At 70.7% G+C, this 25,897-nt stretch carries 25 protein-coding genes; 22 read left to right on the top strand and 3 right to left on the bottom strand.

Annotated features, from left to right (window positions below; translation table 11 throughout):
* Positions 1–141 precede the first annotated feature (141 nt).
* The 3 genes from BQ7106_RS05005 to BQ7106_RS04995 are packed head-to-tail and all read left to right on the top strand — an operon-like array spanning position 142 to position 2,896.
* A complete protein-coding gene (locus BQ7106_RS05005) occupies positions 142–615 on the top strand; it encodes a DUF4430 domain-containing protein (protein WP_072372378.1) in 474 nt (157 codons plus the stop codon).
* A 15-nt stretch (positions 616–630) separates the two neighbouring features.
* Positions 631–1,515, top strand: a complete 885-nt coding sequence (locus BQ7106_RS05000) for an energy-coupling factor transporter transmembrane component T family protein (RefSeq protein WP_072372375.1) — start codon at positions 631–633, stop codon at positions 1,513–1,515.
* A complete protein-coding gene (locus BQ7106_RS04995) occupies positions 1,502–2,896 on the top strand; it encodes an ABC transporter ATP-binding protein (RefSeq protein WP_072372372.1) in 1,395 nt (464 codons plus the stop codon). Before BQ7106_RS05000 ends, BQ7106_RS04995 begins: the two co-directional genes overlap by 14 nt.
* A 43-nt stretch (positions 2,897–2,939) precedes the next feature.
* Here the strand turns inward: BQ7106_RS04995 and BQ7106_RS04990 are convergent, their stop codons facing one another.
* On the bottom strand, positions 2,940–3,368 hold the full coding sequence (locus BQ7106_RS04990; RefSeq protein ID WP_072372367.1) for a hypothetical protein: 429 nt from the start codon (positions 3,366–3,368) through the stop codon (positions 2,940–2,942).
* Between the two features lie 45 nt (positions 3,369–3,413).
* Between BQ7106_RS04990 and BQ7106_RS04985 the strand changes: the two genes are divergently transcribed.
* On the top strand, positions 3,414–4,124 hold the full coding sequence (locus BQ7106_RS04985; protein WP_072372364.1) for an ECF transporter S component: 711 nt from the start codon (positions 3,414–3,416) through the stop codon (positions 4,122–4,124).
* A 142-nt stretch (positions 4,125–4,266) separates the two neighbouring features.
* Positions 4,267–5,067 (top strand): YebC/PmpR family DNA-binding transcriptional regulator, encoded by an 801-nt coding sequence (locus BQ7106_RS04980; protein ID WP_072372359.1) that lies wholly within the window; start codon positions 4,267–4,269, stop codon positions 5,065–5,067.
* A gap of 167 nt (positions 5,068–5,234) precedes the next feature.
* Here BQ7106_RS04980 and BQ7106_RS04975 read toward each other — a convergent pair whose 3' ends face one another.
* Complete coding sequence (locus BQ7106_RS04975) at positions 5,235–5,516, bottom strand: hypothetical protein (protein WP_072372268.1); 282 nt, start codon at positions 5,514–5,516, stop codon at positions 5,235–5,237.
* 137 nt (positions 5,517–5,653) lie between these two features.
* On the opposite strand from BQ7106_RS04975, the gene BQ7106_RS04970 reads away from it, so the two are divergent.
* The 14 genes from BQ7106_RS04970 to rsmI all read left to right on the top strand — a co-directional run bounded on the left by BQ7106_RS04970 (position 5,654) and on the right by rsmI (position 21,148).
* Complete coding sequence (locus tag BQ7106_RS04970) at positions 5,654–6,940, top strand: aspartate aminotransferase type Ic (RefSeq protein ID WP_072372264.1); 1,287 nt, start codon at positions 5,654–5,656, stop codon at positions 6,938–6,940.
* A 152-nt stretch (positions 6,941–7,092) separates the two neighbouring features.
* Entirely contained in the window at positions 7,093–7,950 is an 858-nt protein-coding gene (locus BQ7106_RS04965; RefSeq protein WP_072372262.1) for a tetratricopeptide repeat protein, read from the top strand.
* A 21-nt stretch (positions 7,951–7,971) separates the two neighbouring features.
* Positions 7,972–8,304 (top strand): STAS domain-containing protein, encoded by a 333-nt coding sequence (locus BQ7106_RS04960; RefSeq protein ID WP_072372260.1) that lies wholly within the window; start codon positions 7,972–7,974, stop codon positions 8,302–8,304.
* Positions 8,305–8,325: 21 nt separating this feature from the next.
* A complete protein-coding gene (locus BQ7106_RS11350) occupies positions 8,326–8,982 on the top strand; it encodes a twin-arginine translocase TatA/TatE family subunit (protein WP_072372258.1) in 657 nt (218 codons plus the stop codon).
* A 3-nt stretch (positions 8,983–8,985) separates the two neighbouring features.
* On the top strand, positions 8,986–9,774 hold the full coding sequence (gene tatC / locus BQ7106_RS04950; RefSeq protein WP_072372256.1) for a twin-arginine translocase subunit TatC: 789 nt from the start codon (positions 8,986–8,988) through the stop codon (positions 9,772–9,774).
* A 12-nt stretch (positions 9,775–9,786) separates the two neighbouring features.
* Positions 9,787–12,318, top strand: a complete 2,532-nt coding sequence (locus BQ7106_RS04945; RefSeq protein WP_072372253.1) for a DNA topoisomerase I — start codon at positions 9,787–9,789, stop codon at positions 12,316–12,318.
* Between the two features lie 115 nt (positions 12,319–12,433).
* The gene (locus BQ7106_RS04940) at positions 12,434–14,284 is read left to right on the top strand and encodes a glycoside hydrolase family 2 protein (RefSeq protein WP_072372250.1); all 1,851 of its coding nucleotides are present in this window, start codon (positions 12,434–12,436) and stop codon (positions 14,282–14,284) included.
* A gap of 62 nt (positions 14,285–14,346) precedes the next feature.
* Positions 14,347–14,988, top strand: a complete 642-nt coding sequence (locus tag BQ7106_RS04935; RefSeq protein WP_072372247.1) for a flavodoxin family protein — start codon at positions 14,347–14,349, stop codon at positions 14,986–14,988.
* Positions 14,989–15,144: 156 nt separating this feature from the next.
* Complete coding sequence (tmk, locus tag BQ7106_RS04930) at positions 15,145–15,768, top strand: dTMP kinase (RefSeq protein ID WP_072372244.1); 624 nt, start codon at positions 15,145–15,147, stop codon at positions 15,766–15,768.
* Between the two features lie 4 nt (positions 15,769–15,772).
* Positions 15,773–16,960: a DNA polymerase III subunit gene (locus tag BQ7106_RS04925; protein WP_072372241.1), complete on the top strand. Its 1,188-nt coding sequence runs from the start codon at positions 15,773–15,775 to the stop codon at positions 16,958–16,960.
* Complete coding sequence (locus tag BQ7106_RS04920) at positions 16,939–18,492, top strand: PSP1 domain-containing protein (RefSeq protein ID WP_072372238.1); 1,554 nt, start codon at positions 16,939–16,941, stop codon at positions 18,490–18,492. Before BQ7106_RS04925 ends, BQ7106_RS04920 begins: the two co-directional genes overlap by 22 nt.
* A gap of 132 nt (positions 18,493–18,624) precedes the next feature.
* Positions 18,625–19,047 (top strand): 6-pyruvoyl trahydropterin synthase family protein, encoded by a 423-nt coding sequence (locus BQ7106_RS04915; RefSeq protein ID WP_072372236.1) that lies wholly within the window; start codon positions 18,625–18,627, stop codon positions 19,045–19,047.
* A gap of 203 nt (positions 19,048–19,250) precedes the next feature.
* On the top strand, positions 19,251–20,294 hold the full coding sequence (locus tag BQ7106_RS04910) for a glycoside hydrolase family 5 protein (RefSeq protein WP_072372233.1): 1,044 nt from the start codon (positions 19,251–19,253) through the stop codon (positions 20,292–20,294).
* Positions 20,294–21,148: a 16S rRNA (cytidine(1402)-2'-O)-methyltransferase gene (gene rsmI, locus BQ7106_RS04905; RefSeq protein WP_072372230.1), complete on the top strand. Its 855-nt coding sequence runs from the start codon at positions 20,294–20,296 to the stop codon at positions 21,146–21,148. The genes BQ7106_RS04910 and rsmI overlap by 1 nt, the downstream gene beginning before the upstream one ends.
* A gap of 716 nt (positions 21,149–21,864) precedes the next feature.
* Here rsmI and BQ7106_RS04900 read toward each other — a convergent pair.
* Positions 21,865–22,659 (bottom strand): MerR family transcriptional regulator, encoded by a 795-nt coding sequence (locus BQ7106_RS04900; RefSeq protein ID WP_129583803.1) that lies wholly within the window; start codon positions 22,657–22,659, stop codon positions 21,865–21,867.
* Positions 22,660–22,768: 109 nt separating this feature from the next.
* Between BQ7106_RS04900 and BQ7106_RS04895 the strand changes: the two genes are divergently transcribed.
* The 3 genes from BQ7106_RS04895 to BQ7106_RS04885 all read left to right on the top strand — a co-directional run bounded on the left by BQ7106_RS04895 (position 22,769) and on the right by BQ7106_RS04885 (position 25,854).
* The gene (locus BQ7106_RS04895; protein ID WP_072372223.1) at positions 22,769–24,769 is read left to right on the top strand and encodes an oxidoreductase; all 2,001 of its coding nucleotides are present in this window, start codon (positions 22,769–22,771) and stop codon (positions 24,767–24,769) included.
* A 388-nt stretch (positions 24,770–25,157) separates the two neighbouring features.
* Complete coding sequence (locus BQ7106_RS10990; protein ID WP_072372220.1) at positions 25,158–25,430, top strand: AbrB/MazE/SpoVT family DNA-binding domain-containing protein; 273 nt, start codon at positions 25,158–25,160, stop codon at positions 25,428–25,430.
* Between the two features lie 4 nt (positions 25,431–25,434).
* Complete coding sequence (locus tag BQ7106_RS04885; protein WP_159431265.1) at positions 25,435–25,854, top strand: PIN domain-containing protein; 420 nt, start codon at positions 25,435–25,437, stop codon at positions 25,852–25,854.
* Positions 25,855–25,897 lie beyond the last annotated feature (43 nt).

Here is a 25,897-nt window from a genome sequence, read left to right as displayed (position 1 = left end):
CTGCTACGCCTAGTAGATGAAAAAAGGATTCCGGTTTGACTCCGGAACAGCACAAGACTGTGTTCATAGGTTGGCGGCCGCGCGTGCCGCCTGTCCTGCCTTGCCCTCCCGACGCCCCCTGGGGGCAGAGAGCGAGGCACGATGTCTCAGAAGAACAGCACTGTCGAGAAGAACCCGATCGCGCGTCTCGGCGCCGTCTTCGCGGCGCTCGCGCTCGCCGTGGGCCTGGCCGCGTGCGGCACCGCACCCGCCACGGGCGGCTCCGCGAGCTCCGGCACCGACGCGGCGCAGGAGCAGCAGGCGACCGTCTCCGTCTCGGTGACCATCGACGCCACCGCGGGCGAGGGCGAGTCCTCCACCACCGAGGTCGACGTGCCCGAGGGCTCCACGGTCTACGACGCCCTGGTCGCCACCGGGGCCGACGTCAACGCGTCGGACTCCGACTACGGCATGTACGTTCAGGGCATAGGCGGTCTTGCGGGCGGGGACTTCGGCGACATGAGCGGCTGGATGTTCGAGGTCAACGGAGAGATGGCAGAGGTGGGCTGCTCCCAGCTCGAGGTTGCCGACGGTGACGTCGTCACCTGGACCTACGTGACCGAGTTCACCGAGTAGCGCGGCGAGAAGAACGTGGCGTCCGCGCGCCCCACACCCTTCGACGCTTGTCATGCGGCCGTCCCCGCGACGCTCCTCGCGGGGACGGCCCTGCTGTCGATGCTGTCGGTGCAGCCCGTCTACGTGGCGCTCTCCCTCGCGGGCGCGCTGACCTTCTCCCTGGTCGCGCGCGGCGGCCGCGCCACGCTCCGGGGGCTGCGCTGGCAGCTCCCCCTGCTCGCGCTCGTGTGCCTGGCCAACCCGTTCTTCTCGGCGTCCGGATCCACGCTCCTGCTCAAGGTGGGGCCGCGCAGCGTGTACGCGGAGAGCCTCGCCTACGGGGCGACGATGGGCGCGCTCATGGTGGCTGTCGCCCTGTGGCTCGAGGGCGCCGCGGCGGTGCTCACGCAGGACCGCCTCCTCGCGCTCTCGCCGCGCCGTGCCCGCTCGCTGCCGCTCGTGGCGTCGATGGCGTCGCAGCTCCTGCCGCAGATGCTCTCCCGCGCCCGCACGATGCGCGCGACCGCCTCCGCCTGCACCGCCGCCGGCGCGCGCCTCGGCCTGCGCGACGAGCTTGTTCGCACCTCGACCATGCTGCTCGCCTGGTCGCTCGAGGACTCCGTCGAGCGCGCGGACTCGATGCGCGCCCGCGGGTGGGAGTCCGGCCGACCGCGCACCTGCTACCGGCCCGAGCGGGTGCGCGGGTGCGACGCCGCCGCCCTGGCGGGCATCGTCGCGCTCCTCGCCCTCTGCGCCTGGTGCACCTGGGAGACGTGCTCCGGCTGGCGGTTCTACCCGCGCATGTCCGACCTGGGCCCCTGGTGGCGCTACCTGCCGTGGGCCGTCCTCGCGGCGCTCCCGGCGACGCTCTCCCTGGCGTCCTCCCGCGACGGGGGAGGTGGTCCGCGTGGGCGCGCTTGAGTACGATCGCGTGTCCTTCTCGTACGCGGGCGCCTCGGCGCCCGTGCTCCGCGACGCCAGCCTCTCGGTGGGGGAGGGGGAGTTCTGCCTGCTCGTGGGCGCGACGGGTTCGGGCAAGTCAACGCTTCTGCGCCTGGCGAAGCCGGAGATCTCGCCGGGGGGCGAGCGCTTTGGGTCGGTGCGCGTCCACGGCGAGGATGTTCGCGCGCTCGACCCCGTCGCTTCCGCGCGCGCCGTGGGCTACGTCTTCCAGAGCCCCGACGCGCAGGTCGTCTGCGACACGGTCTGGCACGAGCTGGCCTTTGGGCTCGAGAACCTCGGCGTGCCGGAGGCGGAGATGCGCCGGCGCGTGGCGGAGTGCTGCAACTTCCTGGGCATCGAGCCGTGGTTCCGCGCGCGCACCGCCCAGCTCTCAGGGGGCCAGCGCCAGGTTCTCGCGCTCGCCTCCGCGCTCGTGATGCGCCCGCGCCTGCTGCTGCTCGACGAGCCCACGAGCATGCTCGACCCCCTCGCGGAGAAGCGCTTCCTCGGCCTGCTGTTCCGCGCCAATCGCGAGCTGGGCCTGACCGTCGTGGTCGCCACGCACTCCCCCGCGGCGATGGTCGAGTACGCCACGCGCGCGCTCGAGCTCTCGGGAGGCTCCGTGCGCGAGGTCCCGCTCGAGGGGCTTTCCGAGCGTCCGCTGGCCGCACCCGCGCCGCGTGCCGACGCACGGGTCCCCGCCGCGCCTGCGCTCTCGGCGCGCGACGTCTGGTACCGCTACGACCGCGAGGGGGGCTGGGTTCTGCGCGAGCTCGACCTCGAGGTGGGGGAGGGCGAGGTCCGCGCGCTCGTGGGGTCGAACGGCTGTGGCAAGTCGACGCTGCTCTCCGTGGCGGCGGGGGTGCTGCGCCCGGCCCGCGGGCGCGTGCGCAACCGCCTCGGGGCATCCCAGGCGCTGCTGCCCCAGTCCCCTCGGGCGCTGCTCTCGCGCGAGACCGTGCTCGACGAGCTGACAGAGTGGTCGCGCACCGGCGGCTACGCGCGCGCGGAGGTCGACGCCGCGCTCGGGCGCATGGGCCTCGCCGACGCGCCCGACCGTCATCCCTACGACCTCTCCGGCGGCCAGCAGCATCTCCTCGCGCTCGAGAAGCTGCTGCTCGTGCACCCGCGCCTGCTGCTGCTCGACGAGCCCACCAAGGGCCTCGACCGAGCCGCGCGCGAGCGGCTCGCCGAGCGCCTCGCGTCGGCGCGCGACGACGGCGCCACGGTTCTTCTCGCCACGCACGACATGGGGTTCGTCCGCGCCGTGGCCGACCGGGTCTCGCTCATGTTCGACGGCGCGATCGCCGCGACCGAGCCCACTGGGGAGTTCTTCGCGACGTCTTGGCTGTGGGGCTGAGCCCCGTCCCGGGCCACCGGGGCAGAGGCCGCCCGCGGGGCACTTAGAACAGCAGGAACGGCTCGCTCTCCGACATGGCGTCCTCGTCGATGTCGTCCAGGTCGTCGTAGTGGCCGTGCTCGTCGTCCTCGTCCTCCTCGCCCCAGCCGTAGGCGTTGGCGAAGTCGTTGTCCTCGTCGACCACGGGCAGTGCGCTCGTGATGGAGCACAGGCCGTCCATGGCGGGCACGATCTTCTGCCACTGGCAGATGACGGGGTCGGAGGGGGCCTCCTCGAGCTCGCAGAGCGAGTCGAGGAAGATCTCGTGCGCCCCGTCGAGGAGGTCCGAGTTCTTGCGGATCGACTGGAAGTGCTCGGCGAACTTCTCCATCGCCTCGTCGGCGCTCTCCGCCTGCACGACGCAGGGCATGAGGCAGTAGTTGTCCTTGCCGTCCGAGTCGTCGTTGTAGCTGAAGTTGCCGATGTACAGCATGGTGTCCTCCTCGCTCGCGGCGTGCGCTATGGCAAACTGGTACCCATGAACGCAAAGAAGCAAACACGCCCGTCGACCGCCGGCCTCTTTGGCGCCGTCGAGATGCCCGCGCTCGCGGCGGTCCCCGTCGCGCTGGTGGCGCTCGCGGCCGCGGGGGTGCGTGCCACGGCGGGCCTCACGCTCATGGTGTGCGCGCTCGCCGTCGTTCTCGTGCTCGCGAGCTTCGAGTCGTCGCGCCCGGCGCTTCGCCAGCTCATGCCCACGGCGGTCCTCGCCGCGCTCGCCGCGGCGGGGCGCGTGCTCTTTGCGCCGCTGCCCGACGTCAAGCCCGTCTCGGCGATCGCCATCGTCGCGGGCGCGGCGCTCGGGAGGCGCAGCGGCTTCGTGGTGGGGGCGCTCGCTGCGCTGCTCTCCAACTTCTTCTTCGGGCAGGGGCCGTGGACGCCCTGGCAGATGTACGCGTGGGGCCTCGTGGGCTACGTGGGCGGGATCCTCGCCGAGCGCGGCGCCCTCGACCGGCGCTGGGTCCTCTACGGCTGGGGGCTCGCCTCCGGCCTGGTGTACGGCCTCATCCTCAACGGCTATCACGTGCTCGGCTACGTGCAGCCGCTCACCTGGCAGGCGGCGCTCGCGGCCTGCGCTGCGAGCCTGCCGCTCGACGTCACGCACGGCGTGGCAACGACGGGCTTCCTCGCTGCGATCTGGGAGGGCTGGGGTCGCGCCATCCGTCGCGTCGTGGAGAAGTACGACCTGTGAGTGGGACGCGTCTCCACAACTGTCGTGTGCCCCTTTACATCGTCACGTCACTTGGCTATCGTAGGCATGTTTCATGCCACGAATCATCGTCGAGGGCTTCGCGTGCGGGGGGCAGCCGCCGCGGGGCAAGAAGGAGATGTACATGTCCGGACACTCTAAGTGGGCAACCACCAAGCACAAGAAGGCCGCCATCGACGCCAAGCGCTCGTCGCTGTTCTCCAAGCTCTCCCGCAACATCACCGTTGCGGCCAAGCTCGGCGGCGACCCCAACCCGGACAACAACGCCACCCTCGCGGCCGCCGTTGCCCGCGCCCGCATGGTCTCCATGCCCAACGCCAAGATCAAGGCCGCCATCGACAAGGCCTTCGGTTCCGGCTCCGACGCCGCCAACTACTCCGAGATCACCTACGAGGGCTACGGCCCCGCCGGCGTCGCCGTCTACGTCGACTGCCTGACCGACAACAAGAACCGCACCGCCGCCGACGTGCGCTCCGCCTTCTCCCACTCCGGCGGTAGCCTCGGCACCTCCGGCTCCGTCGCGTTCCAGTTCGAGCGCAAGGGCTCCATCGCCGTCGAGAAGGTCATCAAGTCCGAGGACAAGAAGGTCGCCGACCGCGAGAACGCCGCCGACGAGGACGAGTTCATGATGGCCGTGGCCGAGGCCGGCGGCGAGGACTACGAGGACGCCGGTGACGAGTGGATCGTCTGGACCGCCTACGACAAGATGCAGGACGTCCAGAAGGGCCTCGAGGCTCAGGGCATCGAGGTCAAGGGCTCCGAGCTCACCATGGTCCCCACCACCCCGACCGACGTCTCCGTGGCCGACGCCAAGAAGGTTCAGCGCCTCGTCGACCGTCTCGACGAGCTGGAGGACGTCCAGAACGTCTACCACACCATGAACGTCACCGACGAGATCGCGGAGGCGCTCGAGGCCGACGAGTAGGCCGCGCTCTCCCCATACGCTTCTGAGGGTGCCCCCGGCACTTCTCTCCAGCTCACTGCGCGTTGCGCAGAAGTCGCTGGCGAGAAGTGCCGGGGGCAAGTCGCTTCTGGGTCGAAGGTCGCTGACGGGGCATGCCGGGCGAGAAGGGCGCGGGGCCCGCGCGCCCGCTACTCAACCGTCCCGTACACCGCGCCCCACCCGTGGCCGATGAGGATGGAGTTGATCTGGTCGCAGAGGCGCTGACGGGTGTAGGTGCGCGAGGGCAGGGCCTCCACCACCTCGCGAAGGTCCTCGCAGAGGTCGAAGATCTCCGCGCGGGACACCACGTCGAGCTTGGTCGCCGTGGCCCTCGACGAGATGCCCGGCGCAAAGACGGCGTTCACCACGCGCTGCAGCTCGCCGTAGTCCTCCGAGCGCGGGACGGCTCCGTAGCCGAGGTCGTCGTACATGCTGTCTCCTTGTGGGAAGCCGCGGACGTGACGCGGGGGCGTGGCGACGGCAGCCCCCGCCCCATGGTAGCACCTGGCACTCGGCGGCTCATTTGCATCTATACTGTGCATGACCCACGCCGACAGAGGAGGAACCCATGACATCCGCCTATCAGAAGATGACCGATGCGGAGCTCGACGCCGCGCTCGCGGACCTCGAGCGCCAGGCGGCAGACCTCAGGGCGCTCGACCTCAGGCTCGACATGGCCCGCGGCAAGCCGAGCCCCGAGCAGACCGCGCTCTCCAAGCCCATGCTCGACCTTCTGACCAGCGCGTCAGACCTCAGCGACCAGGGCGTCGACGCGGACAACTACGGCGCCCCCGACGGCCTGCCCTCGGCGCGCGCGCTCGCGGCCGAGCTTCTTGGCGTCGACCCCGCCAACGTCTCCGTGATCGGCTCCTCGAGCCTCAACCTCATGTACGACTGCGTGGAGAACGGCTACGTCCACGGCATCGCCGGCGAGCGTCCCTGGTGCCAGCAGGGCACGGTCAAGTTCCTCTGCCCCGCGCCCGGCTACGACCGCCACTTCACCGTGACCGAGAGCTTCGGCATCGAGAACGTGCCCGTGCCCATGCGCGAGGACGGTCCCGACATGGACGTCGTCCGCGAGTACGTCGAGAAGGACGCGCAGGTCAAGGGCATCTGGTGCGTGCCCAAGTACGCTAACCCCACCGGCGTGACCTACTCCGACGAGGTCGTGTGCGCCTTCGCCGCGCTCAGGCCCGCCGCCCCCGACTTCCGCATCTACTGGGACAACGCCTATGCCGTCCACACCTTCCGCGGCGAGGGGGACGAGCTCCTCAACATCTTCGACGTCCTCAGCGAGCAGGGCAAGAAGAACCTCGTGTACGAGTTCGCGTCGACCGCCAAGGTGACCTTCCCGAGCTCCGGCATGGCCTGGGTCACGGCCTCCCCGGACGACATGGCCGAGCTTCGTCGGTCCTTCTCGGCCATGCGCGTCTCGCCCGAGAAGATCTCCCAGCTCGCCCACGTCCGCTTCCTGCGCGACGCCGACGGCGTGCGCGAGCACATGAGGCGGCACGCCGAGATCGTCGCCCCGCGCTTCGCCCTCGTCCAGGAGAAGCTCTCCGCGGGGCTCGCCGACCTCGACGTGGCGACCTGGACGGACCCCAACGGCGGCTACTTCGTGAGCTTCGAGGGCCCGGAGGGCTCCGCCAAGGCGATCGTGGCCCTCACCGCCGAGCTCGGCGTCAAGCTCACCGGCGCCGGCGCGCCCTGGCCCTACGGCAGCGACCCGCGCGACACCAACATCCGCATCGCGCCCACCTACCCCACGCTCGAGGAGCTCGGCCAGGCGCTCGACGTCTTCGTGGTGGCGGTCAAGCTCGTCGCCGCCCGCCTCGCCAAGGCGGAGCGCGCCTAGGCCACGCACGCCGCGCCCTGACCCGCGCGTGACAAAGTTCTGTTATTATCGCCGCACGTGTGCCATGCCCGCCCGAGGAGGGCGGGCATGGCCTATGCTAGAAATTTGCGGGCGCATGCCCGGGCACGGCAGGCTATGAGAGGTGCAGCACGATGGCGATTTCCAAGAAGGGCCAGACGGAGTCCACGAAGTCTGGCGGCAAGAACGGCAAGTCCAAGACGCGCCCCCCGCGCAAGCCCGGAGAGCTCTCGCGCGCCCAGAAGATCGTCATCGTCATCTTCATCGTGATCTTTGCCGGCTCGACGCTCGCCGGCGCGCTCGCCTCGGTGTTCCAGTCCACGCAGTCCTCGCAGGACGAGGAGACCCAGCACGACGTCGCCTACGTCGACGGCCGCTACCAGGACATCGTCTCGAGCCTCGAGAGCAAGCTCGAGGAGAGCCCCGAGGACAAGGCGACGCTGCTCGCGCTCGGTCGCTACTGCGCGCAGTGGGCGAGCGGCGTGAAGTCCGTGGGCACCACCGACGAGGACACCACCCACGCCAACGAGCTCTTTGACCGCGCGGTCGGCTACTACGATCGCTACCTCGCGCTCGAGGACTCGCCGGCCGCCCGTGCGTCCCGCGCGAGCGTGCTCTACTCCAAGGGCTCGACCGACGAGGCCATCGCCGCGCTCGTCGAGCTCACCACCGCGAGCCCCGACTACGCGCCCGCATGGCTCGACCTCGGCTACATGTACGAGGACCAGGGGCGCACCGACGAGGCAATCGCCGCCTACCAGAAGGCGGTCGAGACGGACGCGGACGGCGAGTACGGCGCCGCCTCAACGGCGCAGTCGCGCATCACCTCGCTGCAGTCCGCGAGCGAGGAGGACTCGTCCGAGTCCGGGGACGCGACCGGTGAGGACGCGAGCGGCGCCGAGGACGGCGCCTCGAGCGACTCCGGCACCGACTCCGGCACCGACGCCAACGCCTCGACCGATTCCGGCACCGACGCCAACGCGGGCGAGTAGCCCGCCCACGAGGAGGACCCCATGAGCCTTTCCATCACCATCACCAGCGAGCCGCAGGGCGCGTCCGTCCGCTCGGTCGTGCTCGTGGAGGGGGAGGTCGACGTCTCCAACGCCGACGAGCTTCGCTCCCAGCTCTCCCAGCGCCTCGAGGCGGGCGACGCCGAGATCGTCGTCGACCTCGCCACGGTGCCCTACATCGACTCCACCGGAATCGGCGTGCTCGTGGGCGCGGCGCACCGCGCCGCCGACCAGGGCACCCGCCTCTCGGTTGCCCGCCCGCAGAGAAACGTCGCGCGCGTCCTGGGCCTGCTCGGGGTCACCGACGAGCTCAACATCAGTGACGAGACCCGCTAGCGCACGAGGGAAGGACAGAACTTGTTTGGTATCGGAGGAACAGAGCTCTTCCTCATCCTGCTCTTCGCGTTCCTGATCTTTGGCCCGGACAAGCTCCCGGGCATGGGCAGGACGCTCGGCCGCGCCCTGCGCCAGTTCAGGAACGCCCAGGAGGGCTTCTCGCAGGTCGTCCAGAGCGAGATCGTCGACCCGGCGACGCAGGCCATGAACGCCGACGCGAGCAAGCCCAACCGCAACCGCGCCGCCGAGCTCGACGAGGACGCCGACATCGACGCCCCCGAGGGGGAGGACGCCCCCCGCGCCCGCAGGACCGAGACCTTCGCCGAGCGCAAGAAGCGCCTCGCCGCGGAGAAGGCCGCCCGCGAGGCTGCTGAGCGGGAGGCCGCGGCGGCTGCCGAGGCCGAGCAGGGTGCGGACGCCGAGAAGGACCTTGACGCCGATGCCGAGGCCGGCCAGGCCGCAGAGCCCGCAGCCGAGGCGGCGGCAGACGAGCCCCTGCCAGAGCCGACCCCCAGCAAGCCCTCCGCGGCGGACCTCTACGCGATGCGCCGTCCTTCTCGCCCCGCGGCTGACGCCGCCGGCAGCGCCGAGGAGAGCGAGGGGCACGGTGCCGGGCGCGACCAGTCCGAGGAGAGCGGCGCCGACGACGACGCCGCGGACGACGAGAGTGAGGCCTAACCCATGCCGATCGGACCAGCGCGCATGCCCATCATGGACCACCTCGGCGAGTTCAGGCGCCGCCTCACCATCATCGTGGTCTCCGTGATCGTCTGCTCCCTCATCGTCTACTTTGCCACGCCCACGCTCATCGAGCTCATGATCGACCAGATCCGCGAGGCCATGCGAGGCGGCGACCTCTACGTCTTCTCCGCGCTCGGCGGCTTCACCATCCGCTTCAAGGTCGCGGTGTTCTTCTCGGTCATCATCTGCTGCCCGATCATCATCTGGGAGATCATGGCGTTCTTCCTGCCGGCGCTCAAGCCGAGCGAGCGCAAGTGGGTCGTGCCGACCGTCGCCGCCATGGTGTTCCTGTTCTTCCTCGGCATGATCTTCTGCTTCTTCGTGGTGCAGCCCGCGGCCTTTGGCTGGCTGCTCGACCAGACCTTCGAGTTCGCGCAGAGCATGGCAAACGCCGAGGACTACCTCAACATCTACATGCTGCTCGAGATCGGCTTCGGCATCGCCTTCCAGCTTCCGCTCGTGATCTTCTACCTGTCGATCCTGCACATCGTGCCGTACAAGACGTTCCGCCAGCAGTGGCGCTTCGTCTACGTGGCCCTGATGGCGCTCTCCGCCGTGGTGACGCCCGACGCCTCGCCCATCACGATGATCCTCATGTTCGCCGTTCTTATCGCCCTGTACGAGGTCGCCCTTGCCGTCGCCCGCTACATCATCATCGCCCGCGACGGCAAGGCCGCACTCAAGTGGACCCGCGAGGACTACGAGCAGCGCGACCTGGACCGGCTCTAGGCGGGTGACGTCGTGAGGCTCATCGTCACCGAGAAGAACGACGCGGCGCAGCAGATCGCGCGGCTGCTCTCCGAGTCCGGCAAGCCCAAGGCAGACAAGGTCTACAACACCCCGGTCTACCGCTTCCGCGCGGGCGGGGAGGACTGCGTGACCATCGGTCTGCGCGGCCACATCCTGAAGGTCGACTTCCCGGTCCAGCTGACCTTCGACCCCCAGGAGGGCTGGCAGGGGCTCACCGCCGACGGCGAGCTGCTGCCCGCGGACGTCCCCGACGGCCTGGCGCGTCCGCCCTACAAGTCCAAGCGCAAGCCCTTCCTCGCGAACGGCGTCGACCTCAAGGGCTGGAAGATCCAGAGCCTGCCCTACCTCGTGTGGGCCCCCATCGAGAAGCTCCCCGCCGAGAAGGAGATCATCCGCGCGCTCAAGAACCTCGCGAAGAAGGCCGACTCCGTGGTGATCGGCACCGACTTCGACCGCGAGGGCGAGCTCATCGGCTCCGACGCCCTGCGCCAGATCCGCGAGGTCGCGCCCGACGTGCCCGTCTCCCGCGCGCGCTACTCCGCCTTCACCAAGTCCGAGATCGACCACGCCTTCGCGAACCTCGTCGAGCTCGACCAGGACCTCGCCGACGCGGGCGAGTCGCGCCAGTACATCGACCTCATCTGGGGCGCCGTCCTCACGCGCTACCTCACCGCGGCGCGCTGGAGCGGCCTCGGCAACGTGCGCTCCGCGGGGCGCGTCCAGACGCCCACCCTCGCCCTCGTGGTGGAGCGCGAGCGCGAGCGACTCGCCTTCAAGCCCGAGGACTACTGGGTCATCCAGGGCCAGGGCGAGAAGGACGGGCAGGACTTCCGCATCACCCACGCCACGGCACGCTTCTGGGACCAGCCCGCGGCCGAGGCGGCGTACGCGCACGTGTCCGGGGCCTCGCAGGGTCGCGTGAGCGCCGTGGAGCGCAAGAGCCGCACCCAGCGTCCGCCCGCGCCGTTCAACACGACCTCCCTCCAGGCCGCGGCCGCCGCGGAGGGCATCTCGCCCGCGCGGACCATGCGCCTGGCCGAGAGCCTCTACATGGACGGCCTCATCTCGTACCCGCGCGTCGACAACACCGTCTACCCCAGCTCGCTCGACCTGCGCGACTGCGTGCGCACGCTCGCGAAGGTCCCGCAGTACGCCGGCACCTGCCAGGCCCTGCTCGCCCAGCCCAAGCTCACTGCCACGCGCGGCAAGCAGGAGACCACCGACCACCCGCCCATCTACCCCACGGCTGCCGCGAGCCCGGACAGCCTGCAGCCCGCGGAGTGGAAGCTCTACAACCTCATCGCGCGGCGCTTCCTGGCGACGCTCATGGGCCCGGCCACGATCGAGGGGACCAAGGTCTCGATTGACGTCTCCGGCGAGCCGTTCACGGTCAGCGGGAGCGTGCTCGCGAGCCCGGGCTTCCGCGCGATCTATCCCTACGGCCTCAAGAAGGACGACCAGCTCCCGCCCCTCGCGGAGGGTGACGTCGTGTCCGTGCGCGACATGGAGCTGCTCGCGAAGCAGACCGAGCCGCCCGCGCGCTACAGCCAGGGCAAGCTCATCCAGGAGATGGAGAAGCGCGGCCTGGGCACCAAGTCCACGCGCGCGAGCATCATCGACACGCTCTACGAGCGCAAGTACTTCCGCGGAGACCCGGTGGAGCCGAGCCAGCTCGGCATGGCGATCATCGACGCGCTTACGCAGTACGCGCCGCGCATCACCTCCGCCGACATGACGGCAGAGCTCGAGGACGACATGACGCACGTCGCCGAGGGGTCCGAGACCCAGGCGCAGGTGGTCAACCACTCGCGCGCCCTGCTCGCCGGCCTCATGGACGCGCTCGTCGAGCACACCGACGACCTCTCCGAGCAGATCGCCGACGCCGTGACGGCCGACGCCAAGATCGGCGTGTGCCCCTCGTGCGGGCGCGACCTCGTGGTCAAGACCTCCGCCAAGACCCGCGGCAGCTTTGCGGGCTGCATGGGCTGGCCGGAGTGCGACGTCACGTACCCGCTCCCCCAGGGCAAGATCATCGCGCTCGAGGGCGACGCCGCCGTGTGCCCGGAGTGCGGGGCGCCGCGCGTCAAGGTGCAGCCGTTCCGCAGCCGCGCGTACGAGACCTGCATCAACCCGGCGTGCGCGACCAACCGGGAGCCCGACGTCGACGTGGGGGAGTGCCCCGCGTGCCGCGAGGCGGGACGGTCCGGGCGCCTCGTGGCGCACAAGTCGGAGAAGAGCGGGAAGCGCTTCATCCGCTGCACCAACTACGACGACTGCGGGACGAGCTACCCGCTGCCGGCCCGTGGGAAGCTCGAGGCCACGGGAGAGACCTGCCCGGACTGCGGGGCCCCGATGGTCGTCGTGACCACGGCGCGCGGGCCCTGGAAGCTCTGCCCCAACATGGAGTGCCCCGGCCGCGAGAAGAAGGAGGCCGCACGGGCCGCGCGCGGCTCGCGCGGCGCTCGCAAGGCGCCCGCGAAGAAGTCGGCGACCAAGAAGCCGGCCCCCAAGGCGAAGTCGTAGCGACACGGCCGGGTCCGCGCCGTCGTGCGGAACCCGGCCTCCCGTCTCGCGCCCCCCGCGCCCGCTCCGGTACGTCCCGTGCGACAATCGGGGAAACCGTTGATTGGGGGGCACCATGCTGGACATCGGGCGCGTGCTCGCGAGCAAGCCGAAGCCGCCGACAGAGGCAAGGCTCGCCGCGCTGTGGACGCCGTGGGGCGAGGCAATCGCCGCGGGGGACGTCGACCTCGCGCGCGCGTTCGCGTCGCACCCGCGCCCGCTCCTCGAGCGCGAGGCGTGGACGTCGCTCAACGGCACCTGGGAGTGCGCCTTCGTGACCGACCCCGACGCCGCCCGCTCCTGGCGCCGCGCGGCGCCTCCCGCGGACGCCACGTGGCTCCCGATCCTCGTGCCCTTCTCGCCCGAGGCCCCGCTCTCCGGCGTGGGCCGCCAGCTCCGCCCGGACGAGCTGCTCTGGTACCGACGGACCTTCGTGCCCCCTGCGGTCGGGGCCGACGAGCGCCTCGTCCTCCACCTCGACGCCGTGGACTGGGCGTGCGCGCTCTACGTCAACGGCTCGCGCGTGGCCGAGCACGTGGGCGGCTACCTGCCCTTCTCGGCGGACGTCACGGACGCGCTGCGCCCCGGCGAGAACCGCCTCGAGCTCTGCGTCTTCGACCCCTCCGAGGAGGGCGCCCAGCTGCGCGGCAAGCAGCGGCTCGTCCGCGGGGGCATCTGGTACACGGCGCAGAGCGGCATCTGGCGGGACGCCTGGTGCGAGGTCGTCCCCGCCGCGCGCGTCGAGGGGATCGGCGTGGAGGCGAGCCCCGACGGCCGCGTGGTCCTTCTCGCCAGCGTGACGGGGGAGGGGGAGCTCGCGGCGCGCGTGCTCGACGGCGGCGCCGAGGTCGCGCGCGGGGCGGTCGCGGCGCGCGGCGGCCGTGCGCGACTCGAGCTCGCCGTGCCCCGGCCCCACCCCTGGACCCCGGGCGACCCGCACCTCTACGACCTCGAGCTCTCCTACGGCGCCGACCGCGTGCGCAGCTACTGCGGGCTGCGCGACGTCCGCGTCGCCCCGAGCGGGGACGGCGTCCCGCGCGTCCTTCTCAACGGCGAGCCCCTCTTCCTCCGCGGCGTGCTCGACCAGGGCTACTGGCCGGACGGCCTCATGACCGCGCCCGGCGAGGAGGCGCTCGCCCACGACGTCCGCACCGCCCGCGAGCTGGGATTCAACCTGCTTCGCAAGCACATCAAGGTGGAGTCGCCGCGCTTCTACGCGCTCTGCGACCGCATGGGCATGCTCGTATGGCAGGACATGGTCTCGGGCGGCGACCCGGGCCCCTACGACGCCCTGCACACGAGCTACCTTCCCACGCTGCTGCGCGCGAGCTGGTCTCGACACGCCGACACGGGGCCGCGCGCGGCGCGCCGGCTCGGGGCGGCAGACCCCGCCTACCGCGAGGAGTGGAGAAGGACCTGCGAGGGGACGGTCCGCCTGCTCTCCGCTCACCCGTGCGTCATCGGGTGGACGCTCTTCAACGAGGGGTGGGGGCAGTTCGACGCCCGCTCGGCGACCGAGGCGGTGCGCGAGCTCGACCCCACGCGCCCCATCGACGCGACGAGCGGCTGGTACGACCGGGGCTGCGGGGACCTCTTCAGCGTGCACAACTACTTCAGGCCGCTCGCGGTGTGGCGCGACCCGGATCGGCGCCGCGCAACGCCGCGGGCCTTCACGCTCTCGGAGTTCGGCGGCGTGAGCTGGTCGGTCCCCGGTCACGCGAGCCTGGAGACGTCGTACGGGTACGAGGCAGCGAGCGGGGCGGAGGAGTTCGCGCGGGAGGTTCGCGCGCAGCTCTCCGCGGCGGACGAGCTCGAGGGCCGGGGCCTGGCGGGCTACGTCTACACCCAGCTCAGCGACGTGGAGGAGGAGGCCAACGGCCTCGTCACCTACGACCGTCGCGTGAACAAGCTGGCGAGGAACGGGTAGAATAGGTAACGCAACGTCATCTATGGCACGGGCCGCGCGGGGCGCGGCGGAGAGGGGACGCCATGAGGGTTCTGCTGGTCAACGGAAGTCCGCACGAGCACGGCTGCACCAACCGCGCGCTCGAGGAGGTCGCCGGCGAGCTGGGCCGCGCCGGCATCGAGACGCAGACCGTCTGGGTCGGCCGCCAGCCCGTGGGCGGCTGCGTCGGGTGCGGCGCCTGCGCCCAGCTGGGGAAGTGCGCGTTCGGCGAGAAGGACGGCGTCAACGAGTGCCTCGCCAGGGCGGCGGAGGCCGACGGCTTCGTCTTTGGCGCGCCGGTCCACTACGCGCACGCCGGCTCGTCTGCGCTGGGCTTCATGGACCGGCTCTTCTACGCCAACGGGCGCGCGGGGAGGCCCGACGTCTTCGCGCACAAGCCCGCCGCCGCGGTGGCGAGCGCGCGCCGCGCCGGGACCACCTCGGCGCTCGCTGACATCGAGAAGTTCTTCGGCATCTCGCAGATGCCCGTCGTGAGCAGCCGCTACTGGAACATGGTTCACGGGAACTCACCGGAGGAGGTCGAGAGGGACCTCGAGGGCCTCGCCACCATGCGCCAGCTCGGGCGCAACATGGCGTGGCTGCTGAGGTGCATCGAGGCCGGCCGTGCGGCGGGCGTCGGGCTGCCGCAGAGCGAGCCCGCCGTGCGCACGAACTTCATCAGGTAGCCCCGGGGCGCCCGGCGCGAGGCGCGGCGCTCAGCGCGGGCGCGGCACCAGGCGCAGCACCGTGCCCGCCGCCAGCCCCGCTGCTCGCGTCGTGGTTTTCTCGCGCCAGAGCTCGCCCCGCGCTACCATAGAGAGGTTCACCGACGAGGGAGGGGCATGCGCGAACGAGGGGTCTTCATCACGCTCGAGGGGGCGGACGGCTGCGGCAAGTCGACGCAGGCCGCGCTGCTCGTCGACGCGCTCGTCGCACGGGGCCGCGAGGTCGTCAGGCTGCGCGAGCCCGGCGGCACGCCGATCTCCGAGAAGGTGCGCGCCCTCCTGCTCGACCCCGCCAACGCCGAGATGGTCCCCGAGTGCGAGCTGCTGCTCTACGAGGCCAGTCGCGCGCAGCTCGTCCGCAAGGTGATCGAGCCCGCCCTCGAGCGCGGCGCCGTGGTGCTGTGCGACCGCTACTACGACTCGACCTACGCCTATCAGGCGGGCGGTCGGGGCCTCGACGAGGCGCTCGTCCGCATGGCAAACGCGCTCGGCGGCTGCGGCCTTGCGCCCGATCGCACGCTCGTGCTCGATCTCGACCCGCGCACGGCCTACGCCCGCGCGACGTCGGGCGGGACGGACCGCATGGAGGCCGAGGGCCTCGCCTTTCAGGAGCGCGTGCGCGCGGCGTACCTGCGGCTCGCGCGGGAGGAGCCCGCGCGCGTCCGCCTGACGGATGCCTCGGGCGAGAAGGACGAGGTTACCGCGCGTCTGCTCGACGCGCTCCGGGACCTGTGGGGGTGAGCGCGTGACCGAGCCAACCTCCCCGTCGCGCTCGACCGCCGACGCCGGCCGCGCCCCGGCGCCCCGACCCGCGGCGCTCGACGCGCTCTCGGACCAGCCGCGCGTTCGCGACTTCCTGGCCACGGCGCTCGCCGAGGGCCGGGTCAGCCATGCGTACCTCTTCGTGGGCGCCCCGGGGTCTGGCAAGCACGAGGCCGCGGAGGCGCTCGCCAAGTGCCTCGTCTGCCCGCGCGGGGGAGACGCCGCCTGTGACGAGTGCCGTCGCGTGGCGCATCGCACCCATCCGGACGTGCGCTGGCTCGTGCCGGGCAGCGCCACGGGCTACCTCGTCGACCAGGTCCGCGAGCTCATCGCCGACGTGAGCCTCGCGCCCACGCGTGCCCCGGTCAAGGTCTACGTGCTGGAGCGCGCGGAGCTGCTGCGCGGCGCCGCGGCAAACGCCCTGCTCAAGACTCTCGAGGAACCCCCCGGGGACGTCATCTTCGTCCTGTGCGCCCGCACCACGGCCGCGATGCTGCCCACCATCGTCTCGCGCTGCCAGCAGGTCCCGTTCCGGGCGCTCTCCCCGCGCGCGGGCCTTGATGCCGTCATGCGGTCCTGCGCCGCCACGCAGACCGAGGCGCGCGTGGCGCTCGCAGTCGCCGGCTCGCCCGGGCGCGCGGCGGAGTTCCTGCGCTCGACGGGGCGCCGGCAGGTGCGCAGGCTCGTGGTCTCCGCGCTCGACTCCCTGGCGCGCGACGACTCGTGGGACGTCCTTCTCGCCGCCCGCGAGATCGTGGCCGCCGTCGCCGTTCCGCTCGCCGACGTCAGGCAGGCGCAGGAGGACGCGCTCAAGGAGACGCAGGACTTCCTCACCTCCGCCGCGCTCAAGCAGGTGGCGGACGCGAACAAGCGCGAGCTCACCGCTCGGGAGCGTTCGGGTATGATGGAGGCCCTGGCAGCGGCCGAGTCCGTCCTGCGCGACGCGCTCCTGGTGAGCGAGCGCGTGGACGAGCCCATCGTCAACGACGATGCCGCGGCCACCGTCGACCGCATCGCCGCCGCGAGCGACACCCCGGGCATCCTGCGCGCCCTCGAGGCCGTGGGGCGCGCGTCGGGGGACCTCGCGCACAACGTTTCGCCCCAGCTGACCCTCGAGGTCATGCTGCTTTCCATCAAGGAGGCACTCGAATGCCCGCCATCATCCCGGTGAGGTTCACCTATGCCGCCCGCGACCTGTGGTTCGACCCCGCGGGCACCGGCGCCCAGGAGGGCGACCACGTCATCTGCTCCACCGAGCGCGGCAAGGAGTTCGGCCTCGCCACGGCCGACGCGCGCGAGGTCACGGAGGAGGAGCTCGCCGAGACGATCGGCCACGCCCAGCTGCGCCCCGTGCTCCGCATCGCGACTGACGCCGACCTCGAGCGCGCGGAGGAGCTCGAGCGCCGCGGCGAGGAGTCCATGCCGGCGTTCCGCCGCCACGTGACGGAGTCGGGGCTCGACATGAAGCCCGTCGGCGTGGAGTACCTCTTCGACGGCGACAAGGCGGTGTGCTACTTCGCCGCCGAGGAGCGCGTCGACTTCCGCCAGCTCGTGCGCGACCTCGCGCGCGAGTTCCACGTGCGCATCGACATGCGTCAGATCGGCGTGCGCGAGGAGGCGGCCATCGTGGGCGGCTACGGCCACTGCGGCCAGGAGCTGTGCTGCAGGCGCTTCGCCATGGGCTTCGACCCCGTCTCGATCCGCATGGCCAAGGAGCAGGACCTCCCCCTCAACTCGACCAAGATCTCCGGTGCGTGCGGCAGGCTCATGTGCTGCCTGCGCTACGAGTTCGAGGCGTACCGCGACTTCAAGAGCCGGGCGCCCAAGCGCAACGCCGTGATCGACACCCCGCTCGGCAAGGGCAAGATCATCGAGTACGACACGCCCAAGGAGCAGATCTGCCTGCGCCTCGAGAGCGGCAAGCAGATCCGCGTGGCGCTCGCCGACATGACCGCCTCCGAGGCAGCGCACAAGAAGTCCGAGGAGCTCGGCTGCCCGTGCCGCCCGGACACCGTCGCGCGCGAGGTGCTCGACCGACTGGACTCCCCGGACGTCCAGATGGCGCTCGCCGAGCTCGACCGCAAGAACGGCGTGATCGCCGAGCCCGAGGTCGACGCGTCCGACCTCTTCGTCGAGACGCGCCGCAAGCGTCGTCGCGGGTCGGGGCAGGGCTCGGCGGCGGTCGGCTCCGGCGAGCCCGGTCGCGGCCCCCGCGCCGATCGGCCCGAGGCCGCCGACGAGGCGCCGACGAGGCGCCGCCGCAAGCGCCGCCCCGGTGACGGCGGCGGGGCGGCGGCCCAGCCCCAGGCGGCCTCGCAGTTGCACGCGGCGCCCCAGGCGGACGCCTCGGCGCAGCCCGGAACGCGCCGTCGTCGCCACCACCACACCGCCGAGGCGTCCGCGGACGCCCCGGCGCAGCAGCCCGCCAAGCGCACGCGACGCCCGGGCGACAAGGGGGGCGGGATGCAGCCCAGTCGCAAGAAGCGCGCCGCGCAGCAGGCCCAGTCCGGCGAGCAGCGCCCGCCCGCGCCGCAGCAGGCGCAGGGGCAGCAGCGCCGCGCCCCGCAGCACATGGGCGGCCAGCAGGGAGGCGCCGCGACCGGCCCCGACGGTGCCGCCAAGCCTCGCCGTCGCCGTCGCCGCGGCGGGCGTGGCCGGGGCGGCGCGCCCGACGGGGGCGCCCCCTCGGGCTCGGGCGAGTAGCGTGCCTGACGCGCCGCGCCGTCGCCGGACGGCGCGGTGGCGCGTGGGGGCGAGGTCCTTCTCGCCCCTCGCCTGACGCGCCGTCTCCGCTGCCGCTCGCGCTCTGTTTGTGCCCCGAAGGAAAGGACGCCCATGTACGGACTCAAGACCGAGGCGAGCTTCGACTCGGCCCACTTCCTGGCCGACTATCACGGCAAGTGCGAGAACCTCCACGGGCACCGCTGGCGCGTGGTGGCCTACCTCCGCGCGCCCGAGCTGGGGGCGGAGGGCACCGAGCGTGACATGGTCTGCGACTTCGGCGTCTTCAAGCGCGCCGTCCGCGAGCTGGCGGAGGAGTTCGACCACACGTTCCTCGTGGAGGACGGGACGCTCAGGCCCGAGACCGTGGCCGCCCTCGAGGGGGAGGGGTTCAGCCTCACGGTCCTTCCCTTCCGCACGACGGCCGAGAACCTTGCGCGACACTTCTGCGAGCGCCTTCGTGCGGGGGGCCTCCCGTGCAGCCAGGTGGACGTCTACGAGACGCCGCTCAACTGCGCGACGTACCTCGCGGACTGATCTGCGGCGCCCGGTCGGCGCGCGGAGCCACGGCGAGAAGAACGTCGCGTCTCCAGCCTCGGCCCGCCGCGCCGTCTCCCGCCGCCGGCCCCGCCTCCGGTCCCGTTTCCGCCGTCGGCGCCGAGTTTTTCTTGCGCACAAGATGTGTCCGGCGGGGCGGCTATACTCTCATCAGGGGTAGTTCGGGAGAGCGGAGGTGCGCCATGGGAAGCCATTCCCTGCACGGGGTCAACCTGACGGGCTGGCTGACGCTTGAGTCGTGGGTGACGCCCGAGCTCTTTGCCGAGGCGGGCGCGCTCGACGAGCACGCGCTCGTCACCGCCCTCGGCGAGCGCCGCTACGGCGACTTCGTCCGCGCCCATCGCGAGAGCTTCGTCACGCGCGAGGACTTCGTCAAGATCGCCGCGCGCGGGTTCAACGCCGTGCGCCTTCCGGTGCCGTGGTACGTCTACGGCGAGCAGGGCCCCGAGCCCGGCCCCTACGTCGGCTGCATCGAGCACGTCGATCAGGCGCTCGATTGGGCGGAGGAGCTCGGCCTGAAGGTCGTCTTCGTCCTTGCCATGAACCCCGGGGCGCCGCACGCGGGCGACGGGATGGCGCCGGACAACGCAGACTGCCACGTCCCGCGCGAGCGCATCCTCGACGTGGTCTACGCGCTCGCCAAGCGCTACGCCCTGCGCGCGGGGTTCTTTGGCCTCGAGCTCGCCGACGACACGGTCCCGCAGGTCCGACGCGGCCTCACCCTCACCGACGGCGTCCCCATCCATCGGCTGCGCAACTACTACCGCGAGGCCTACGAGCTCGTCCGCAACGCCGCCGGAGACGATCCGGTCGTCATCATGCCCGACGGCGGGGTGCCCGGCGGCTGGGGCCGCTTCATGGCGCAGCGCCACTACGTCAACGTCTGGCTCGACTGCCACCTCGACCGCCCCGTCGAGCGCGTGGACGTGTCCGGGCCCTCCGGGGTGCGCCGGCTCGTCGCCGCTCACGCGCGACACCTGCGGGAGGCGCGTCGCTCCGGCATGCCCGTCATGGCGGGCAAGTGGTCCTCGTCGCTGCCCATCGCGGACTCGCAGATGACGCCCGAGGGCCGCATCGCGCTCGAGCGCGTGTATACCTCCGAGCAGCTGGGCACGTACGAGAAGTGCCCGGCGTGGTTCTTCAACACCTGGAAGACGAGCGGCATGCTCGCCGGCTGGGACGCCCGCGTCGCGCTCGTGACCTTCGAGCGCGGGATGATCGTCTGATGGCCGGTCTGCTCAGCGTCGTTGGCACCCCCATAGGCAACCTCGAGGACGCCTCGCCCCGCGTGATTCGCACGCTCGGCGAGGCGGACCTCGTGCTCTGCGAGGACACGCGCGTGACGGGTCGCCTCCTGAGCGCGCTTGGCGTGCGCACCCGCCTCGAGCGCTGCGACGAGAACGTCATGGGCGAGAAGATCGAGCGGGTGCTGGCGCGTCTCGCCGCGGGCGAGCGCGTTGCCTTCGTGTCCGACGCCGGCATGCCCGGCGTGTCGGATCCCGGCCAGCGTCTCGTCGACGCCGCCCTCGACGCTGGCGAGCGCGTGGAGGTCGTGCCCGGTCCGAGCGCGGTCACCTGCGCGCTTGTCGCGTCTGGCCTCGCGAGCGAGCACTTCTTCTTCGAGGGGTTCCTCCCGCGCCGCGGCGGCGCCCAGCGCGCGCGGCTCGAGGAGCTTGCTGCGGTGCCGGGCACGCTCGTCGTCTACGAGAGCCCTCGGCGCGTTGCCGAGACGCTGGCAAACGTCGCCGAGGTCATGGGCGGACGGCGCGTGGCGCTCGTGCGCGAGCTCACCAAGCTGCACGAGGAGGTCGTGCGCGGCGAGGCCGCGGAGCTCGCGGAGCTGATCGCGGCGCGCGACGAGGTCAAGGGCGAGTGCGTGATCGTGATCGCCGAGCCGAGCGCCGAGGAGCTCGTGGAGCGTCGTCGCGCGGCCTCCGGCCCCGAGCGGACCCTCGACGAGGAGATCGCCGCCGGGCTCGCCGCGGGCGAGCCCAAGAGCGCGCTGGCCAAGCGCCTCGCGAAGGCCTTCGGCCTCCCCCGCGCCGAGGTCTACGACGCGGTGGTCGCCGCCGCACGATAGGGGCGCGGGGTCACGACCTTAAGGCTGCTTTCGTCCCGAAGGCGAGCGGGATCTCCGCTCGACCTGTCCGGTGTCGTTCCCGCGTCCCTGTGCCCCTCATCCTGCGCATGCCTTGCGCGCCGCACAATTTCGAGATTGTGGGTATTCTGCCCCGTCAAAGTAGGGCTATCAGCAGAGAGAAGAACCCCTAGCAGGTCTTTTGTTCCCAAGCAACTTCCGTTCGTCGCACAAATCCGAAACTGTGCGACGTCCTTAGGATTGATCGGGCTGCTGCCGGTGGGTGCCTAGACGTGAGTTCTGACCTTGCTCTGCCTCAATCTGCGCACTTGAGGTTCTTCTCGCCGTGCATTGCCTTGCATAGACATTTCATCGATGCCACCTTCGAGGCTTCGTTGGGTAATCCCGTGCATTAGTGTCTATGCAAGAGGCGGTTTTTGTTAGGATACCCTGACGATTGGGTGGTCCAAGCAAGCAGCGAGGTTGCCTGACGGTTCCTGAACACCCAATCGTGGTCGTTCCTTGGCGCTCGTGGGCGGGAAAATGCAGGTCAGGGATTAGGCGCTTCCCCCTGGCCAGTCAACAGCTCTGCAATAACATCAAAATGTATACCCAACCGCTGCGGTGAACTAGCAAATCCAGCATCTCTGCGTGCATGGCACTCCTGCTCGCGCGTGCGGACTTGACACTTTGCCCTGTCACCAGTGTCAATGCCAGTGTCAGCACTCCACCGGGAGGAACGCGTGGATGTAGCGATGGTAGCCGTCGCTGCCGTGCGCCCGTCCGACGAGCGTGCCGTAGAGGTCCCCGCGCGGACGGAGCCCCCTTCGCCCGGCCTCCTCGACGAGGTCGTCGAAAAGCTCACGGTCAAAGCCCCCGCGCTCGTGGGCGTCACATCTGGTCGAGAGCGCGCGACACGCGGGCAGTCGCACGACCCCATGCTCGTCGACGTCCTCGCCGAGCGCCGCGCTCACCGAGGCTCGCATCGAGAAGCCCCAGAAGTAGCGTCCCTCGCTGATGTCGGGAAACCAGAACAGCGGGCGCGTGAGCGAGGTCTCTTGGTTCATGAACCGAATCGCCGCGCGCGTGGTTCCCTCGGGGAAGTCGTGGACCTCGCGAGCGGGGGCGAAGAGCCGCTCCTCGACCTGCAGAAGCTCGAAGTCGCCCAGCCCTCCGGGCACCGTTCCGAGCTCGTCGAGATAGAGCTCGCACTCCTCGAGCTCGAGCTCGAGGCGACGGAGCTCTCGCGCGAGCGCGTCGCGACGGTCCCGCACGCGCCCTCGCAGCGAGTCGAGGTCATCCTCGTGCAGGATCTCCCCGATCTCGGCGAGCGAGAAGCCCATTCCCTGGTAGAGCTTGCAGTCCCAGATGAGGTTGACCTGCCAGCTGTCGTAGTAGCGATAGCCGTTCGAGGGGTCGACCTCGGGCTGGATGATGCCGCGTCGCTCGTAGAGGCGCAGCGTGTCGCGCGAGATCCCGAGTCGCTCGCGCATGTCCTTCTGTGTGTAGCGCACGGAGCCCTCAATTCAGCGAACGGTCTTGACCGGGGGGTAGGCCCCACCTCGAGCATCAAGCATAGTGCAGCGGGGGCGGTCCCCGCAGGGACGCTCGGGAAGGAGAGGCATGAAGCTCGACACGTTGTTCTCGCCGCTCATGATCGGGAGCTGCGAGATTCCCAACCGGCTGGTGGTGCCGGCCATGGTGACCAACTACTGCAACCTCGAGGGAACCATCACGGAGCGCTACCTGCGCTACATGGAGGAGAAGGCCAAGGGAGGCTGGGGCCTGCTCATCACCGAGGACTACTGCGTCCAGGAGGGCCGAAAGGGCTACACGCGCATCCCGGGCCTCTGGAACGACGGCCAGGTGGCGGGCAACCGCGAGCTGACCGACGCGGTCCACGCGCAAGGGAGCAAGATCTTCTGCCAGTTGTACCACCCCGGTCGCCAGGTGATGCCGCAGGCCACCTGCGGGCTCGAGGTGGTCGCCCCGAGCGCCACCACCTGCCCGGCATGCCAGGCGCTCGCGCGCGAGATGAGGGTCGAGGAGATTCACCAGCTGGTGTCCGACTTCGGCGCCGCGGCGGGTCGAGCGGAGCGCGCGGGCTTCGACGGAGTCGAGCTCCACTGCGCGCACGGCTATCTGCTCGCCGAGTTCCTGTCACCTGCCGTGAACCGTCGCGTGGACGAGTACGGCGGGTGCTTCGAGAACCGCGTGCGCATCGTGGACGAGATCATCGGCGCCATGCGCGCGCAGACGGGTCCCGACTTCGCCATCACCGTCCGCATCTCGAGCGACGACCTCGTTCCCGGCGGGCGCACCATCGCCGAGACGCTCCAGCTGTGCCGACACCTCGAGGAGGTGGGCTTCGATGCGATCAACTGCTCCAACGGCATGTACGCGAGCGCTCCCACCGACCAGGTCATCGCGCCGATGTTCACGCCTCACGCGCTCAACATGGAGCGAAGCGCCCTCATCAAGCAGGTCGTGAGCATCCCGGTGATTCTCTCCAACCGCGTGAACGACCCCGAGATGGCCGACACGCTCCTCAAGATGGGCGTGGCCGACTTCGTGGCGATGGGCCGCGGCTCGCTTGCGGACCCGAACCTGCCCCGGAAGGCGGCGTGCGGCAAGGTGGGAACCATCCGCCAGTGCATCGGCTGCCTGCAGGGCTGCGAGGCGCCGCTCTACGCGGACGAGGCGGTGACCTGCGTGGTGAACCCGCGCGTCGGACGCGAGTACGAGGCCGACCTCGCTCCCGTCGACGAGCCTCGTCGCGTCATGGTGATCGGTGGCGGCCCTGCCGGGCTGCAGGCCGCCGAGGCGGCCGCCAGGCGCGGGCACGCGGTCGAGGTCTTCGAGGCACAGGGCCAGCTCGGAGGCCAGTTCAGGTCGGCGGCGTACCCGGTGGGCAAGGGAGAGCTCGCCACGTACGTGAGCAGCCTGCGCGCGAGCCTCGAGGAGCTGGGCGTTCCGGTTCACCTGGGCTGCGAGGTCACCGAGAAGCTCATCGCTGACGAGAAGCCCGATGCTGTCGTGATCGCCACGGGCGCTCGGCCGCTCACGCCTCCCATCCCGGGAATCGAGAACGCGGTTACCGCCGAGGACGTGCTCCTCGGGAGGGCCGAGGTGCGCCCGGGCCCGGTGGTGGTCTGCGGCGGCGGCGAGGTTGGCGCGGAGACTGCCGACTTCGTGGCGCGCTATCGCGACGACGTCTCGGTGCTCGAGATGCGCGACGACCTCTGCCTTGACATGATGCCCATCACCAAGCAGGTCCTCATGGGCATGCTGGGCGCCTCCGGCGTGAAGGCGCACGTGGGCGCCACGGTCAAGCGCATCGAGACCGGGGTCGAGGTCGACGGGTCGGTCTCGAGCTGGAGCGGCGAGGCCGGCGGCGCCACGGCGGCAACCGGCTACGGCGTGGTCTACGAGGACGCCGAGGGAGTCGAGCACACCCTTCCGGCGGCCACGGTCATCTCGGCCTTCGGCTACAAGGCACACAATCCGCTCGAGGAGGTCGCTCGCCGTCACTGCGACGACGTCCGCGTGATCGGCAGCGCGGTGAGGGCGGGCAACGCCCTGGTCGCCTCCCGCGAGGGGTACGAGGCGGGCCTGGCGGTCTAGTCGACTTGACGCTGGCGAGCCGCGTCCCGGCCCGCGCCCCAGCCGACCGGGCCGGGGCGCGGGCCCTTCTCGTTCGCTCCGGCGTCGCGCTCTGACGTTCTTCTCGGCCCCCGTGCCGAGACGGAGCATCCTGCGAAAACAGCCGCCGATTCGGCCCCGTTTTCGCAATCGGCTCCGTTTCGATCTTGGCGCCGTCCCCAGCTGCCGGCCCCGTCCACCCTCCCCAAGCGGACTTGACACTATGACCTGACGCCAGTGTCAACCGAGACGCCAGTGTCAACCGACGCGGGTGTCAATACGCCCGGCTGCCCGCCCCGTCGCTCCTATGCTCGCGAATAAAAGCGTTATAACGGTTATAATGACCAAAGGGCGTACGAAGGGGGCAGCCATGTCAACTGCGACCGTGTCCAAGGTGGGCAACAGTCGGGCGGTGTTCATTCCCGCAAGCATCACCGACGAGGCCTTTGCCATCGGCAACAAGGTTGAGATCGAGTATGTTGGGGAGGGGACGCTGGTCATACGCTCGGTGGGCGATGATAGGGAGCGACGACAGGAGGCCCTCGACAGGCTCCTTGGCCTTGTGGGGAGCCAGCCCGACGCTCCCTGGGAAGATGACTCCCGCGCTGCGGACCGTGCGCTGGTCGGGAGCAAGTATGCATAGAGTGATGATCGATACCAACGTCCTTATCGATCTGGTCTCCTCGGGCCGTCCGGCGCACGAAGATGCCGTTAGTGCCGTTCGAGCGCTGCTCGCCGCGGACGGCTTTGATGGCTGCGTCCTCTCCTCTTCGCTCAAGGACGTGTATTACGTCTACTGTCGCCATTACGGGGACGAGCCGGCGGCGCGCGGGGCGATTCGCGAGCTGCGGCGCATGTTTGCGCTCGTCAACCTCACGGCGGAGATTGTCGATGATGCGCTCGGGTCCGATGAGCGGGGCTTCGAGGACGGCCTTCTGCGGGCCGCGGCCGAGCTTTCCGGGTGCGACTACCTGCTCACCAGGGATGCTCCGGGATTTCATTCCGCCAAGTTCAAGAAGGTCGACGCCCTCGGCCTCCTCGGAATCTTGTCTCGTGCGCGAGGTTGACACTGGCGTCAGGTCATAGTGTCAAGTCCAGGTTAGCCGCGCC

Source organism: Thermophilibacter mediterraneus (genome assembly GCF_900119385.1).
Taxonomy (GTDB): Bacteria; Actinomycetota; Coriobacteriia; order Coriobacteriales; family Atopobiaceae; genus Thermophilibacter; species Thermophilibacter mediterraneus.
This window is presented reverse-complemented; position numbering and strand designations above follow the sequence as displayed.